Raw genomic sequence first — 16,384 nt, forward strand, 5'->3', positions numbered from 1 at the left:
TTTTTTGCACGATACCTTCGGTGAACAAAAAAACAACCATGATACCCGAAGTAGATGATACAATACTGGCTCAACTTCAGCAGCTGGAAACTGCACTCGCACATGAAGCAAGAGTCTATAGCGACCTGATTGAGCAAGTTTACCCCTCCAATAAAGCCTCAGCGCTGAACCTTATTCACTACCTGACCCTTCGGAAAGCGGATCTCCGGCCTTTGCAAGACAAACTTCATTATTTGGGGCTTTCTTCACTTTCCAATTCTGAAAGCCACACCCTGCACCAGCTTCGCTCGGTCATTCAGTGGCTGAATAGGAAACCTTACGATGGTCACCCGGGTGACATAGATCCGGCAGCCGCCCGGGCCATTGCGCAGAGGCAATCCATGCACTTGTTTGGTCAGCGCCCCAGCAACGAAATCCCTTTTATTATGGTGACGCTGGATGCTCGAATGGCTGGGGATGTTGGGTTGGTGTCTCAGTTTTTGGAGCAGGGAATGGACGTAGCCAGAATCAATTGCGCCCATGATGATGAAGCAACATGGGATTTGCTGGTTTCTACTTTAAAACAGGCTATGGCTGAGACGGGAAAAGGCTGTCGGATTTATATGGACCTTGCCGGGCCCAAATTGCGTACAGGACTTCCTGGCAAAGGAAAGGACAAAAAGCGGTTGAAGATAGCGGAAGGACAAACACTGAAACTTGTGGAGCCCGAGTACGAGGTCGGCGAAAAAGAGCGGGTCGTGAGCTGTAGCGTAAGGGGTATTATCGCACAATTGAAACCCGGGCAGAAAGTGCTTTTTGATGATGGACTTATCTGCACAACAGTGGTGAAAGTAAAGGGCAACGAGGCTCACCTTGAAATTGACAGAGTTTCAGGCACCAAGCCCCATTTGAAAGCCGGCAAGGGCATTAACTTTCCGAATGCGCAGCTCGAGATTGTGAGCCTAACAAAAGAAGATAAAAAGGCATTGCCTTACATTTGCCAGGAAGCCGACTTGGTAGGTTACTCCTTTGTGCGAACAAAAGACGATTTGAAAGTGCTTCAAAGCAGTCTAACAGACCTAAGCGAAAGTCCTCCTCACATCATCATCAAAATAGAAACCCCCGAAGCGTTTGTCAACCTACCTGAACTGCTGTTGCAGGGAATGACCCGAAACACCATGGGGGTAATGATTGCCAGGGGCGACCTGGCAGTGGAAGTGGGGTTTGAGCGGATGAGTGAGTTGCAGGAAGAAATTCTGTGGATTTGTGAGGCGGCTCACGTGCCGGTCATTTGGGCCACGCAGGTGCTGGAAACATTGAACAAAACTGGTATTGCGACCCGTTCAGAAGCGACCGACGCTGCCCGATCAGCCATGGCCGAATGCGTGATGATCAACAAGGGATTGCACACCGTAGAGGTGATCCGGTTCCTGAAAGACATATTGAGCAGAAGCGGCGGGCACCGCACCAAACGAAGACACTTATTCAGGCCATTATCAGTGGCGCAGCATTTCTTTAAAGAAAGGGAGCTTCTCCAAGAACTAACCGCTTCAGAAAATACTTAATAAGGCTACTTCTGGTTGATAGAAGGGTTACCCGAAAAAATAAAAATTATGTGGAACGAAAGGTACGCCAAAACTGAATTTGCCTACGGCAAAGAGCCCAACGATTTCCTGAAACAACAAATAGCTGAGAAAGGCTCCGGCAAGGTGCTTTGTCTAGCAGAGGGACAGGGCCGAAATGCCGTATACCTGGCTGGCCTGGGCTACGAAGTTACGGCAACCGATCTGTCGTCGGTGGGTTTGGAGCGCACAATGGAGCTGGCTAAGGAAAAAGGGGTGGCAGTTGCAACACTGCAAGTTGACTTAGGCGAATACCAGATTGGCAGCGAAGCATGGGACGGGATCGTCTGCATTTTTGGTCACTTCCCCCCTTCTGTGAGAACCCATGTGCTGAGTCAACTCCATGGCGGCCTGAAACCTAGTGGCTTCCTGCTGATGGAAGTTTACAGTACCGACCAGTTCGGCTATGGCACAGGTGGACCAAAGGAAATATCTATGCTCTACACGCTCAATGAGCTTGAAACGATGCTCGGTTCCTCGTGGGATCTCGAAGTGTTACACCAAACTGAAAGAGAAATCAACGAAGGTGAGTACCACAACGGAAAGTCATCGGTGATTCAGGTTTTCGGGAGGAAGAAGTAAAACCAACTTAAACCTTCGGCAACACCCACGGCTTCCTGTAGTTCGGAAACACCAGCGCATTGGCCGCTTTGTTGTTCACAATCTGCCGCTTGGTTTCATCGTAGGTAACGGGGCCAGATCCACGCAGCGAGAGGTTACCCAAATGGGCGTAAATGCCCGCCATTCGGCCCATTTCAATCGTGCATTTGGTGGTGCCACGACTTTTGATGCAGTCGAGAAAATTGCGCACATGCTCTGGGTGGTAATTTTTCCCCTTTTCAAAAAGTATCGGCTCCATGGTTGGGCTCCCGTTTCTGTTTTCCGGCTTTAGCTCCCAGAATTCTCTGTTGGCAACTATGGTAGCATCGTCGCCTTGAATAGCCAGGCCATAGGGCTTGTTGTAAGGCCCGCTCTGGATGCCCGCCGTGTGATCCCAGGTCAGCACAAAGTCCTTCATTTGGTACACAACAGAAAGGGTATCAGGTGTTTCGTGGTTGTAATCGGCAAAGGAAAGATTGCCTCCAACCGAACTCACCGTGGCAGGCATGTAGTCGATCTTGCCAGCCCAAAGGGCCATATCGAGCAAATGCACGCCCCAGTCGGTCATCAGGCCCCCACCGTAGTCCCAGAACATACGCCATGAACCATGAAATCGGGTGGGGTTGAATGTGCGATCAGGTGCCGGCCCTAGCCAAAAGTTGAAGTCAACACCAGCAGGCACAGGCTCATCAGGCACCATGAGTTGACCAATGCCATACCCGAAATTACCCCACACCTTGATCTTGCGAAGTTTGCCCAGCTTTCCATTATGCACCATGGCCATAATGTCGGCCCAGTGGGTGCCACTGCGCTGCTGCTGGCCAACCTGCACCACCTGCTTGCTGTATCTTTTGGCAGCAGCCGTCATCATCTCTATTTCTCCAATACTATTGGCGAGGGGTTTTTCCACATACACATCTTTGCCGACTTGCAACGCTTCTACAAAAGGCAGGCAATGCCAGTGATCAGGTGTGCCAATGATCACAGCATCAATATCTTTATCTGCCAGCAGGTCTCGGTAGTCGGCGTAAAGCTTCGGCTTCTTGCCCTGTTTCTTCTCTACCTGAGCCGCCTTGTCGTTGAGCACGTTGGCATCCACATCGCAAAGCGCCACACACTGCGCATCGGCGTTGTTCATGTGGTTTTCAAGAATCCAGTAGCCCTGGCCCCGACAGCCAATCAGGCCGACATTAACAATATCACTGGGAGCGGCCTTTCTGCGTCCGGCTAAAACTGCTGATGGGAGAATAGTCAAAGCGCCCAACCCAAAAGTGGTGTGCTTTACGAAGGTGCGTCTGTTGGTAGTCATAAGGGTGTAGGTATGTATCTCCTTCCAAGCTAAAAGGATATTTTCCATTATGAAAGCAGAAATGTAGATTTGAAACAATCACCAACTGTCTAATGAGCGTAAATGTCGGACGAGGCATTAAACAAAGCGAAGATCAAAAAGTCCATCCTGTTCATTGCCATCATCCTGCTGCTCTGGCTCATCTTTGGGTGCAGTGAGCGACAGAAAGCAAAAGACAGCGGAGACCTCTGCCTGACTTTCCCATGCATCCAGGGCGGAGTTGTTCGTGCTGATACCACGCAAAAAACGTTAACACTGGTTTTCACCGGCGACGAATTTGCCGACGGTGCTGGCCACATTTTGGACGTACTGGATCGTCAGCATGTGAAAGGTGCCTTCTTCTTTACCGGTAACTTCTACAGAAACGAGGCATTTGCAGGCGCTATCATGAAGTTGAAGGAACAGGGCCACTACCTGGGTGCCCACTCAAACCGTCACCTGCTCTACTGCACCTGGGAAAATCGTGATAGCCTGCTGGTGACAAAGGAGCAATTTTTGGAAGACCTGGAGGGCAACTATGCTGAAATGGAGCACTTTGGCATCGAAAAAGCCGACGCCCCTTATTTTCTGCCTCCCTACGAATGGTACAACGACAGCATTAGCAAATGGACGAGACAATGGGGCCACCAACTCATCAACTTCACGAGCGGCACCAGATCCAATGCGGACTACACCACACCCGACATGCCCAACTACCGAAGCAGTAACGTCATCTACGATAGCATCCTCGACCATGAGCAAAAAGACCCGGCAGGTCTCAATGGCTTTTTGCTGCTTGCACACATTGGCACTGCACCGGAAAGAACAGACAAGTTTTATATGAGGCTGGAGGAGCTGATTGTCGACTTGAGGTCGAAAGGGTATGAGTTCAAATCACTTGTTGACCTGCTGTCTATTAATGAGATGGCGCAACCGCAAATTTTAATAGATTCCAACTAAGTTTGACTTTACCATGCACCCAATATGACCATTATCTATCTTCAATTACTTCTTTCCTCCCTGCTCCCAACTGGTTCAGGCTTCTCTCCAGAGGCAGAGCCAACATATATTCGCATCAACCAAATCGGCTACTTACCAAATGAAAGCAAAGTGGCCATCGTCTTTTCCAATTCGCCGGTAAAGGAGACTTTTCAATTAGTGGATGCCAATACTGGCTCACCTTCGGCCGTAGTAAAACCAATCAAGTCAAAAGCCAAAGGTTGGGGCACTTTCAGCTATTACTATGCACTGGACTTCACCTCCATCACCAAAGAAGGTACCTACAAGCTGGTAGGGCAGAAAAGTAAAACGGCCTCCCGCCAGTTCACCATTTCAGATAAGGCCTACAGCGGGCAAACCGAACCCCTGCTCACCTTCATGCGTCAGCAGCGCTGCGGCTACAACCCCTTCCTCGACATGGTGTGCCACCAGCGTGACGGACGCAGCATGTTTGGCCCCATGCCAGACTCCACTTATGTGGATGTGAGCGGCGGCTGGCACGACGCCGGGGATCAGCTGAAGTACCTGATCACAGGCAGCTACGCCACCGGCCACATGCTACTGGCCTACGAGCTGTTTCCGAAACGCTTTGCTGACGACACCAACGCCCTTGGTCAGACCGGTGGCAATGGGCTTGCCGACGTGCTCGACGAAGCCAAATGGGGCCTCGACTGGATCCTCAAAATGCATCCGGTTCCTGACCAACTCATCCACCAGGTGGCCGACGACCGGGACCACAAAGGCTGGAAAATCCCCGACAATGATCCTTCGGATTATGGCTGGGGGCCAAATAGCTATCGGGTGGCCTATTTCGCAACAGGAGAGCCTCAGGGCCTGATGAAGTATAAAAGTGAGGCAACCGGGGTGGCCAATCTTGCGGGAAGATCAGCCGCTGCTCTGGCACTGGGTGCCCGTATTTGGAAGAACGACTTGAAAGAGGAATCATTTGCCTCCGATTGTCTGGAAGCGGCCAAATCGTTGTATGCCCTGGGAAAAGCAAAGGAAGGTTTTCAGCAGGGTAATTCATACGGTGCTCCCTATCGCTACACCGAGCAAACCTGGACAGACGACATGGAGTGGGGAGCGGCCGAGCTGTATAAAACCACGGGCGAAAGGGCCTACCTGGAAGACGCAAAAAAGTATGCTCGTTTAGCTGGCACCGAAGGATGGACAGTGCTCGACACGGCAGCTCACTATCAATATTATCCTTTCATCAACCTGGGGCACTATGCCCTTTATGAGGTGGTGGAACCAGCCTTCCAGGATACACTGGCCGGCTATTACCGGGCGGGGATTGACTTTACACTTAAGAAAGCCGCCCGCAACCCTTACAACATCGGCATCCCCTTTATCTGGTGTTCCAACAACCTGCTGACAAGTCTTGCAGCCCAAATCATTCTTTACGAGAAAATGACAGGCGACCTGCAATACCACGGCTATCTGGTGGCGCAGCGAGACTGGCTTTTTGGTCGGAACCCATGGGGCACCACCATGTTCACCGGCATGCCAGAGGGCGGAGAATACCCAGTGGATGTGCACACCAGCGTATGGGCGATGACAAAAAAAGAAGTGCCTGGTGGGCTGGTGGACGGGCCGCTATTTGGCAGCATTTACTATAAAATGCTGGCTGTGGAGCTTTCAGAACCCGACGAATTCGCTGCTTTTCAGAACCCTTTCGTTGTGTACCACGACGACATTGGCGACTACTCCACCAACGAACCGACCATGGATGGAACGGCTGGAGCTGTTTTGATGATGGCTTATTTTGGGGTGGATAGGTAGGAAGGCAATGAAGCGTCAATCAGCCTTTTATTATCTCAGGCAAATTCACTGTAAAGCCATCAATTGGCCCTGTGCCTGCCAACGGCTGATCAAAGGGATGCTCACTTGTATTGCCGCCGGTTGAGTAAACCCAAACCCTTTGATTGTCAAAGTCGATGAGCCAACCGAGGGAAGCTCCCTGGCTGATCCACTCGTTCATTTTTGATTGAACCTGCTTCAGGTTGTCAGAGGCAGAAACAATCTCGATAACAAAATCGGGACACACGTGAGCGAACTTCTTTTTTTCCTCCTTTGCCAGCGCTTCCCACTTGTCTTTTAAAATAAGGCTAACGTCCGGAGAGCGAACAGCTGAATTGGGTAGGGTAAATCCCGTGGATGAGTCAAAGACATAACCCGCTTTTGACTTTTTGTTCCATGCACCAAATTCGATTAGTAGATTGGAATTGTAAAAACCTGTTTCGCTATAGGTCGGTGACATAATAATAATATTTCCTTCTGCGTCTCGCTCGATTCGCAAATGTCGGTTGTCCATGCAAAAGTTCTGAAACTCCGCCTCTGTGAATTTCCCTAATGACTGTGTATTCAGTTCATGAACCATGTGTCTCGATTTTGATTCAGCTTAATAAAGTTAAAGAATTAATTTGAAAGATGGCCACCTGGAGACGGGCTCTTTACCAGAGCAATGAGCAAGGTACGGATGTATTACTTCGTCCTCTCAATGGTATACTGTACCAACTGCTTCAGCGAAGTTTTATAAACGGAGTCCTTAAACTCATCAAGAATAACGAGTGCCTCCTGATAGTGGCGCTCCATGGCATCTCTGGCGTAATCGAGCCCACCAGATTGCTTCACATAGTCAATGACTTCCGTTCGCTTTTTGGGCTTATCGCTGTCGTGCCGGATAATGCTGAGGATGCGCTTTCTATCGGCGGGACTGGCCTCACGCAAAGCATAAATCAGTGGCAGGGTCAGCTTCTTTTCTTTGATGTCAATACCTAGCGGCTTACCAATTTCGTCAGCACCATAGTCAAAAAGGTCGTCCTTGATCTGAAAAGCCAAACCAATTTTTTCCCCGAACATGCCCATTCGGTCAATAGAAGCCTTATCGGCCCCGACGGAAGCTACGCCCACTTTACAGCAGCTGGTGATTAAACTGGCAGTCTTTTGCCTGATGATATCATAGTAAACTTCTTCTGAGATATCCAGCTTTCTGGCCTTCTCCATTTGCAGCAACTCGCCTTCACTCATTTCCTTCACTGCTTCGGAAACGATTTTCAATAAGTCGAAATCACCATTGTCAACCGAGAGTAAAAGCCCCCTCGACAGCAAAAAATCACCCACCAACACTGCAATTTTGTTTTTCCAGAGCGCATTGATAGAAAAGAAACCTCTCCGGTAATTGGCATCGTCCACTACATCGTCGTGCACCAGCGTAGCGGTGTGAAGCAGTTCAATCAGAGAAGCGCCCCGGTAAGTGGCGTCGGTGATTGGGCCGTAAACGCCTGCGCTGAGAAACACAAACATAGGCCGCATCTGCTTGCCCTTCCGCTTCACTATATAGGTCATTATTTTATCCAGCAACATGACATTACTCTTCATGGAGTGTCGGAATTTCTTCTCGAATTCAGTCATTTCTTGCGCAATAGGCGCCTGGATATCTTCTAGTTGAAGCTTCATATGTTTGCGGCACAATAATAACAGGTTAAACCTGCTTTGCAAAAGTACTACCCGGCGGTAAACCCTCTGATAAAGGCTATAGTTTCAGCCAGGGCAACAAAATTCACCTTTTATTTGCCACCCGGAAAGTTTGATTTGATCAATTCAGCAAAAACTTCGAGGTTAGGTGATATTTTCTTCCGTAGCCCTTAAAAAAAACAATACCTATGCGTCGAATACCTTATTTCCTTGTAGATGTATTTACGCAGTCGCCATTTGGCGGCAATCAGCTGGCGGTAGTATCCAAAGGCGACCTCGTTAGAGAAGAAGAAATGGCTCAGATTGCCAGAGAGTTTAATCTTTCAGAAACCACTTTCATCTACTCTCCTGAAAATGAAGACCACAATGCCCGGGTGCGCATATTTACCCCGGGTCAGGAGTTGCCGTTCGCTGGGCACCCTACGCTGGGCACTGCCTTCGTTATCGCAAGAGACATTGACTACAAACCAGAGGACAAAATCCTCACCGTGTTTCTTGAAGAGAAGGTGGGCACGATCCGGGTGGATATTGATATTCAGAACGGCGCCCCTGAAATGCTTGTGATGACGCAGCCGCTCCCCACTTTTGGAGAAACACTGCACGATATCCCACTCCTTGCAGAACTTTTATCGCTCCGGGAAAGTGACTTCCTGCCGAATTATTTCCCACAAACTATTTCATGCGGCGTGCCCTATCTGATCACACCTTTGAAATCGCTGGAAGCAGTGAGAAAAATCAAGTTCAGGACAGATGTTTGGGAAAAGGTGGTAGAAAAATACGACCCAGGCTGGATCTATCCCTTCGCCATGGGAGGAGATGATATCGAGTCGCACGTGCACGGTCGCATGTTTGCCCCTGAAGCTGGCATTGTGGAAGACCCAGCTACAGGCTCGGCCAATGGGCCACTGGGCTGCTACCTGGTACAGCATAAGCTTAGGAATACCGGAAAAAAAACAAAGATCATCAGCGAGCAGGGTTACGAAATGGGCAGGCCCAGTAAGCTGTATCTCGAAATAGAAAGATCCGAAATAGCTATCACTCAGGTAAAAGTCGGTGGCTACTGCGTGTTTATGGGCCAGGGTCAACTATTTTTGCCGTAAGGATCAAACCCAGCCCATGAAAAACCACTTTCCACTGCTCTTTATTGCCATCGTTTTTCTTACGTCATGTTCTGAAAATGAATCAGAACGCATCAAAACCTTCCCCAATAAGTTTGCTGACCAGGAACTGGTGAAGCTATACGACTTTAAAGACAGAAGGCAGTCGGAGGCTTTGATTCCCTATCTCACCCATCAGCAGAGTGTGTACCGTGAAGAAGCGGCAATGGCGTTCGCCTCTACTCAAGACACTGTTGGGCTTCCCTACCTGTTTCCGCTTTTGTCAGACCCCAAAATTGAAGTGAGAAAAGCAGCAGCCTTTGCCATCGGCCAGATGAAAAGAAAAAGTGCACAGTCGGCGCTGGCCAACAGGCTGCCGCTCGAAACGGAGCCCCTGGTCAGGTACTATCTTTTGGAAGCACTGGGCAAATGCCTCAGCACCGATTACATGCATTTTTTGGCTGACTATGAAGCGAACGACGATCTCACTGTTGCTGGGAAGGCCTGGGGCATTTATCGTGCTGGCGTTGGGGGTATTAGTGACTCGGTGCTGACTGTGGCCGCCAGCGTCCTCCTGGCCGACTCCCTGCCTGAACAGGCAAGGCTGGCTGCTGCCAACTATTTTGCGAGAATGCGGGGGATAAGCATAGCACATTTTGAAAGCATGCTGAAGAACAGTGCCGCCAACGACTCGCTTCCATCCGTAAGAATGGCTGCCGCAAGGGCATTAGCAAAATCCAACAATGATTCGATCGCTTTTTTTATCGACAGCCAGCTCAACAGTGAGAGCAACTCCCTGGTCAGGGTAAACCTCATCAGGGGGCTTAAGCAGGAGCATTTTCCTATCGTGGAATCGACGCTCCTCGGAATACTTAGAGGCACAGATTATCAAACCTCAGTCAGTGCTGGTGAAGTGATAAGTTCATGGCAAGGCCGGGAAGTGGAACGATGGATCTGGGATATTAACGATCAGATTGTGATACCCAGAACCCGGGCCATTGTTTTAGGCACTCTGCTGGAAAGCAACTTGTATGGCTACAATGCCTATAGAGAGCTGTCGGAAATGTATAGCGGTGTGAGCAACCCATACGACAAAGGGTTTGTTTTACAGGCGCTGGGAAACTATCCCAACGCCAGCGTCTTTCTTGGCGACCGGCTGAATGATCCCCACCCGTTTGTTCGCACAAGCGCTATGGAAGCGCTGAGTACGATAAACCAGTCTGCCCAGTTCCCTGTTTTCAAGCAACCGGAGCTGATTGGCTATTTCAGGCAGGCCATTCTTTCGGGGGATGCAGGGAAGGTGACGGTAGCTGCTTCAACACTAACGAGGCTCAGAACAAAGCTCCAACCTTATCTGGGCAATATCCAGTTTATGTACCAGGGACTCGACAGCCTGCACCTTCCGGAGGATCTGGAACCCTATCAGGCGCTGGAAAGCGCCATTAGTGCCTATGAAGGGCGAGAAGGCATTAGCCCAGGGCAGCTTTACCAGAACCCAATCGCCTGGGATGTGGTGAGCGAAATTAGCAAGGGAACAAAAGCCACAATAGAAACATCGAGGGGCGCTATAGAAATCGAACTGCTGGTGGAAGAGGCGCCTGGCTCTGTCGAGAATTTCGTCAGCCTGGCCCGCAGTGGTTTCTACGAGAACCTCACTTTTCATCGGGTGGTACCAAACTTCGTGATTCAGGCAGGCTGCCCAAGAGGCGATGGCTACGGCAGTTCGGATGGAGTGATCAGGTCGGAGTTTTCGACTCAAAAGTACGGCACTGGCTACGTAGGCATGGCAAGCGCAGGCAAAGACACCGAGGGCTCACAGTGGTTTATCACGCACTCTCCCACCCCACACCTCGACGGCGTATATACCATTTTCGGACGAGTAACCAAAGGGATGGACGTGGTCAACAAAATTGAAGTGGGCGACCGCATCACCTCCATCAAGCTGCCATGAGCAGACCCATTGCCTCATGCCCACTGGCTGATCCTGATGACCAGAAAAATCATCTTAACCTGTTTGCTTCCTACCTGGAGGTTGTCAGGAAGGGAAAATCCAAAAAGTATGCTCTTACACCCATCATGCGGCTGGAAATCAATCACAGGCAACTGCTAGGGCCACTTATTGGCGGCGGACTTTTGAGCTGTATTGCATTCATTACGCTTTTTTCGTGGAACAAGTGGGCAGCACTTTTGCTTGTGCTGGGCATTGGCGGCATGGGTTTGATGTATTACGGGCTGGTGGGAGTAAAAGTGCTCACTCTTAAAGAAGATAAAATTCGTTACGACATCATGTTGCCCGGCATTGGCGAAGCGATGCCTGCATTCATTAGCTTCTATAATCATCTCATACCAAGGATGGCGCTTGGTGTATCCCACGTCTTTCCTGTCTATCTGCTAAAAGACCCGCCAAGTGACAGCCGAAGCCTATACCTCGTTCTGCCAGACATGTCATCAAACCAGGCCGATTGTGACGTAGTAGACTTGATGAAACTATCAATGGAGCTTCATTTCGAGTACGATGGTGTTAAGCACTACCGGGCAAAAGTTGATGGGCCAGTTCCCACTGACGCTTTCATTGAGCGTTCCGATAGCACATAAGGAATCTGATACATTGTCACAAACACTTTCTGTGTGATGTCTTTAAATTAGTATATTGGCCCCCCAAGAAGCCTGATTGTGAATGGAAGCTGAGACGGAAAAAATAAAAGGAGAAAAGAAGAGATATAAGCCAGTCCTGCCGAGGACCCGTTACTGGCCTATTGTGCAGCTGAACAAAAACAAGAAAGCTTTCATTGAAACTGTTACCAATGAGAGCCTGAAAAACCTGATCACTCTCACGTCAGGACGGTCGCTGAAAGAAGAGCTGGAGTCAACTGTTTACCGGGAAAGGCTGCGCATGAAGCAGAACCCGTGGAAAGTTGATCCGAAAGACGAAAAAGACTTTTGGAACCAGATACAGAAAAGGCTCATTGAAATGCCTCACGATGATGAGGCAAAAAAGAAAGAAACTGAGGAGGCCATCCTTCGGGAGATTATCAAGCGTTACGCCAACGAGATCTCAGGTAATTTCAAAAATTCTCACTACAAGTTTGCCCGTACCGTCATCACCTTTGGATTTGCTCGCCTGCTCAATGCTACCCGGGTAAAAGGCATTAAGTCCCTTTGGAGCAAACAGCTTGACCTCGATGACAAAATCCACGTGGTGGGGCAAGTAGAGCAGCTCCGCCGACTGGCCCGAAGAGGCACCATCGTTATGGTGCCCACGCACTTTAGCAACCTCGATTCAATACTCATTGGCTGGGTAATTCAGCACATGGGCTTGCCGCCATTCATCTACGGTGCCGGACTCAACTTATTCAATATCAGGATCTTCGCTTACTTTATGAATAGCCTTGGCGCTTACAAAGTAGACAGAAGGAAGAAAAATTTAATCTACCTGGAAACACTCAAGACTTATTCGCAGGAAGCTTTAAAATATGGCTGCCACAGCTTGTTCTTCCCTGGCGGCACCAGATCAAGATCGGGGGCTATTGAAACCCAACTTAAGCTTGGTTTGCTGAGCACAACAGTGGCTGCACAGCGGGAGCATTTTGAAGAAGACGAAGAGAAGGCCAAAAAGATTTTCATCGTGCCGGTAGTGCTCAACTATCATTTCGTTCTTGAAGCGCCCAGCCTTATCAACGACTATCTTGAAAGAAAGGGTCAGGAGCGATACTATGTGGAAAATGATGAGTACTCCACGTCTTACAAAATCATCAAGTTTCTGCTGAAGTTTTTCACCAGAGGCTCCGACATCTCTGTAAGTATTGGCAGGGCCATGGATGTGTTTGGCAACTATGTGGACAACCACGGCAACAGCCTCGACAAGCAGGGAAACCCGATGGAAATAAAGGACTACTTCACCACTGATGGCCTAATCACTTTCGACGCACAGCGGGAGCAGGAATATACCCGTATTCTTGCCAAAAGGATTGTAGAAGAGTATCACAAATACAACCGGGTATTTAGCAGCCACCTGGTAGCTTTCACAGCTTTTGAAATGATCAAAAGGAGAAACCCTGCGCTTGATCTTTATAATCTGCTCCGCCTGCCAGATGAGGACACGGAAATTGACTACGCCGAGTTCAGAGAGACTTTCGGCAAGCTTAGAGAGGAAATATTCCGCATGAAAGAAATGGGGAAAATCAATTTCGCCAGTCACCTTGACGGCCCCGTTGATGACGTGATCAAATACGGAATTGACAACTGCGGCATGTACCATGCCCTGAGACCCATTTTGAAGAACAAAAAGGGAAATGTGACAACGCAGGACATGAACAGGCTTTTTTACTACTATAACCGGATGGATGGATATGACCTCGAAAAGTTCATCTAAAGATCCGGTGGGCGTATTGGGCGCCGGCAGTTTCGGAACTGTGATAGCCAATATGCTGGCGGAAAAGACCGACGTAATACTTTATGCACGCACGCCGGAAAGGGCCAAAAATATTAACGACAAGAGGGAAAGTTCCGGACAGGCCCTTCACGAAAGGATCACAGTGACCAACGACCTGGAGCTTGTTGCCAAGTCGTGTAATGTCATTTTCCCGGTTGTGCCTTCCGCCAACCTGCGGGAGCTCATCCGCCGCATGTCGCCCTATCTACGCCCCTACCATATCCTCATCCACGGCACAAAGGGCTTCGATGTGAGCCTTCCTGACAACAAGCAGCTTAATGCCAACAGACCGCTTAGCCGGGATTATGTAAAGACCATGAGCGAAGTGATTATGGAGGAAAGCTCCGTCGTGAGAGTTGGCTGCCTCGCTGGCCCTAACCTCGCCGGTGAAATGGCAGCCCGGCAGCCTGCAGCTTCAGTGGTCGCCAGCCACTTTGACGAGGTGATCAATGCCGGCCAGCAATTGCTGAAAAATGAGCGTTTTCTCATTTATGGTAACAGTGACCTCATCGGTGTTGAGTTGTGTGGTGTACTTAAAAATATCATTGCTATTGGCGCTGGTGTTATCCACGGGCTCGGCCTGGGCGAAAACGCCAAAGCCCTGCTCATTAGCCGGGGCATGGTAGAAATGATCTATATCGGTCAGGCACTGGGCGGGAACACAAAAGCCTTTATCGGACTAGCCGGTGTCGGCGACCTCATCGCCACCTGCTCGAGCCAGCACAGCCGCAATTTTACCGTTGGCACAAGGCTGGCAAAGGGTGAGAAAATCAAAGACATCATCGAAAGCATGGAAGAGACTGCCGAAGGAGTGCGAACCATTGAAATCGTCAAAAGCCTTTCGGAATTCTACAAAGTACGGTGCCCGATCACGGAGGCCTTGCACAACATCATCAATGAGGAGATGACTGTGGGAGACGCCACAACTTACCTGATGAAATTCCCTTTCAGAGCGGAAATCGATTTTTTGTAGGGCGGTAAAAGATCATTTTTCCATCCAGGCTTTAAAAAAGCTGGCCTTTTCCTGGCTCACCACTACCTCTTCTTTTGGGCTGGGAATAAGTACCACACTGAGCTTTCCTTTTTCAAAACTCCGGTAACTCTCGATGGCTGAAATAGCCGCTATGTACTTCCGGTTAATTCGGAAAAAGGTGGCCGGGTCGAGGTCGGCTTCAATATCTGCCAGCGGCTTGTCCAGTATCAACTTCTCTCCTTCTCTATTCACAAGAAAGCTTACTTTGTGCTCAGAAAAAAAGTATTGAATATCCTCCACAGGCACCGATTTAAAGCTCACCCCCTTTTTTGCCACAAGCCTCTTTCTGAATTCGCTCTGCCCTTCCTGAACTGACCGTAGCGCATCAATCAGGTCAGAAGAAAAATGACTTTTCAGCTTCTCCAGCTTTGCAAATGCCTGCTGCAAATCAGCTTTTTTTAGTGGCTTCAGCAGGTAGTCAATACCATTCTGCCTGAATGCGTCGAGCATATATTGATCAAATGCAGTAGTGAAAATTACTGGACAGGTCACCGCCACTTTCTTAAAAATTTCAAAAGAAAGGCCATCGTTTAGCTGTATGTCCATGAACAACAGGTCAACCACAGGTGTCTCCTGAAGAAAGGCAACTGCCTCTTTCACACTTGTCGATTCATTGACAACGACTATGTCGTCACGCAACTTTTTCAGAAGAGAAATAAGTTGCTGCCTGGCAGGCACTTCGTCTTCTATGATAGCGACCTTCATACTTCAAGATAGGGCAATTTCACTTTAAACTCCTTCTCTGTTGCCTCAACAAGCACCTCCTTGCCGGTTAGCAGTCTGTAACGTTCTGTAAGATTTCGCAGCCCGATTCTGGAAGTACCTTTGAGGTGTTTGGCTTGCAGGTTGTTGGCCACTTCCACCCAACCATTATTAAGACGAAGGCGAATGACCAACGGCTCTTTTTCGCTAAATTCGTTATGCTTTACCGCATTCTCCAAAAGTAGCTGCAGGCTGATAGGTGCCATCAATTTGTTGGACTCATCAGCAATGTCCACATCAAAATGCACTCCGTCGCCAAACCTGATCCTTACCAATGTGAAATAGCTGTTAGCGAAAGCAATCTCCTCTTCAAGAGTTACCAGTTCCTTCTGTTTGTTCATAAGGATATACCTGTACACATCCGACAAGCTCTCATTGAACTGTAGTGCCCTGTCCCTATCGTTTTCTATCAAGTAGGCGAGTGTATTGAGCGAGTTGAACATGAAATGCGGGTCGATCTGGCTTTTCAAAATCTCGAGCTCAGCCTCCACTCTGGCTCGCTCCAGCTGCTCAAAAGCCAAAAGATCGGTCTGGCGTTCCTTGATCAGAAAGACTGTTTCGTAGGCATGCGTAACAAAAATAACGCAGATCACATTGGCCAGCGACACCAGCTGCACAGCATCCCAATCAACCGGGCCCACCCCGGAAAACCAGTACCAGCCAACGATCAGCGCCACGGTCACTGGCGCAGTATAAAACACATTGGCTGCCACAAGAATGATCAGTTTTCTGACAGGACTACTGAACCAGTCCATGTTTTCACGTTGCTTGAAAAGCAACCAGCGATTCCCCTGCCAGATGCTCCACGAAATGAAAATGAAGTAGATATAACCAAACCAGTACATCCAGTCGGACACCCAAAGATCGCCAAACAGACCCGTGAAGTTGGGTATAAAAATACCGAAAGCAGGAATCCCTATCCAGCGGATAGTCCGGTCGTCGATGCGGGACAAGTGGCTTGAGTGCTTCATTTTCCTGTTTCGGAATGGGGAGATTCGGCTTCAGTAAATCCAGTTTTCATCCTTAAAATTAAGGATTTAGCTTGTTTCAACACTT

14 protein-coding genes are annotated in these 16,384 nt (G+C 49.1%); 9 read left to right on the plus strand and 5 right to left on the minus strand.

The genetic code is table 11. The features are described from left to right. The first annotated feature begins 38 nt into the window (after positions 1-38). Together RT717_RS17805 and RT717_RS17810 are read left to right on the plus strand one after the other, a co-directional pair. Positions 39-1,544 carry a pyruvate kinase gene (locus RT717_RS17805; protein WP_317487735.1) on the plus strand — a complete coding sequence of 502 codons (1,506 nt, stop codon included), beginning with the start codon at positions 39-41 and terminating at the stop codon, positions 1,542-1,544. Positions 1,545-1,592: 48 nt separating this feature from the next. Next, positions 1,593-2,183 carry a class I SAM-dependent methyltransferase gene (locus RT717_RS17810; protein WP_317487736.1) on the plus strand — a complete coding sequence of 197 codons (591 nt, stop codon included), beginning with the start codon at positions 1,593-1,595 and terminating at the stop codon, positions 2,181-2,183. A 7-nt stretch (positions 2,184-2,190) separates the two neighbouring features. On the opposite strand, the gene RT717_RS17815 is transcribed toward RT717_RS17810, so the two are convergent. After that, complete coding sequence (locus RT717_RS17815) at positions 2,191-3,510, minus strand: Gfo/Idh/MocA family protein (protein WP_317487737.1); 1,320 nt, start codon at positions 3,508-3,510, stop codon at positions 2,191-2,193. 102 nt (positions 3,511-3,612) lie between these two features. On the opposite strand from RT717_RS17815, the gene RT717_RS17820 reads away from it, so the two are divergent. Then, positions 3,613-4,488, plus strand: coding sequence for a polysaccharide deacetylase family protein (locus tag RT717_RS17820; RefSeq protein ID WP_317487738.1), 876 nt, complete (start codon positions 3,613-3,615; stop codon positions 4,486-4,488). Between the two features lie 24 nt (positions 4,489-4,512). After that, positions 4,513-6,309 (plus strand): glycoside hydrolase family 9 protein, encoded by a 1,797-nt coding sequence (locus RT717_RS17825; protein ID WP_317487739.1) that lies wholly within the window; start codon positions 4,513-4,515, stop codon positions 6,307-6,309. 19 nt (positions 6,310-6,328) lie between these two features. On the opposite strand, the gene RT717_RS17830 is transcribed toward RT717_RS17825, so the two are convergent. Both RT717_RS17830 and RT717_RS17835 read right to left on the minus strand, forming a co-directional pair. Then, positions 6,329-6,907, minus strand: coding sequence for a Uma2 family endonuclease (locus RT717_RS17830; protein ID WP_317487740.1), 579 nt, complete (start codon positions 6,905-6,907; stop codon positions 6,329-6,331). 104 nt (positions 6,908-7,011) lie between these two features. Then, positions 7,012-7,986 carry a polyprenyl synthetase family protein gene (locus tag RT717_RS17835; protein ID WP_317487741.1) on the minus strand — a complete coding sequence of 325 codons (975 nt, stop codon included), beginning with the start codon at positions 7,984-7,986 and terminating at the stop codon, positions 7,012-7,014. A gap of 206 nt (positions 7,987-8,192) precedes the next feature. On the opposite strand from RT717_RS17835, the gene RT717_RS17840 reads away from it, so the two are divergent. The 5 genes from RT717_RS17840 to RT717_RS17860 all read left to right on the plus strand — a co-directional run bounded on the left by RT717_RS17840 (position 8,193) and on the right by RT717_RS17860 (position 14,506). Beyond that, entirely contained in the window at positions 8,193-9,104 is a 912-nt protein-coding gene (locus tag RT717_RS17840) for a PhzF family phenazine biosynthesis protein (protein ID WP_317487742.1), read from the plus strand. Positions 9,105-9,120: 16 nt separating this feature from the next. Then, complete coding sequence (locus RT717_RS17845; protein ID WP_317487743.1) at positions 9,121-11,052, plus strand: peptidylprolyl isomerase; 1,932 nt, start codon at positions 9,121-9,123, stop codon at positions 11,050-11,052. Continuing rightward, positions 11,049-11,696, plus strand: coding sequence for a hypothetical protein (locus tag RT717_RS17850; protein WP_317487744.1), 648 nt, complete (start codon positions 11,049-11,051; stop codon positions 11,694-11,696). The genes RT717_RS17845 and RT717_RS17850 overlap by 4 nt, the downstream gene beginning before the upstream one ends. Positions 11,697-11,778: 82 nt before the next feature. Further along, entirely contained in the window at positions 11,779-13,473 is a 1,695-nt protein-coding gene (locus RT717_RS17855; protein WP_317487745.1) for a 1-acyl-sn-glycerol-3-phosphate acyltransferase, read from the plus strand. After that, positions 13,451-14,506 (plus strand): NAD(P)H-dependent glycerol-3-phosphate dehydrogenase, encoded by a 1,056-nt coding sequence (locus RT717_RS17860; protein WP_317487746.1) that lies wholly within the window; start codon positions 13,451-13,453, stop codon positions 14,504-14,506. The genes RT717_RS17855 and RT717_RS17860 overlap by 23 nt, the downstream gene beginning before the upstream one ends. 12 nt (positions 14,507-14,518) lie before the next feature. Here the strand turns inward: RT717_RS17860 and RT717_RS17865 are convergent, their stop codons facing one another. Together RT717_RS17865 and RT717_RS17870 are read right to left on the minus strand one after the other, a co-directional pair. Further along, positions 14,519-15,271 (minus strand): LytR/AlgR family response regulator transcription factor, encoded by a 753-nt coding sequence (locus RT717_RS17865; protein WP_317487747.1) that lies wholly within the window; start codon positions 15,269-15,271, stop codon positions 14,519-14,521. Continuing rightward, a complete protein-coding gene (locus RT717_RS17870) occupies positions 15,268-16,299 on the minus strand; it encodes a sensor histidine kinase (protein WP_317487748.1) in 1,032 nt (343 codons plus the stop codon). The genes RT717_RS17865 and RT717_RS17870 overlap by 4 nt, the downstream gene beginning before the upstream one ends. Between the last annotated feature and the right edge of the window lie 85 nt (positions 16,300-16,384).

This window comes from Imperialibacter roseus, assembly GCF_032999765.1.
GTDB lineage: Bacteria > Bacteroidota > Bacteroidia > Cytophagales > Cyclobacteriaceae > Imperialibacter > Imperialibacter roseus.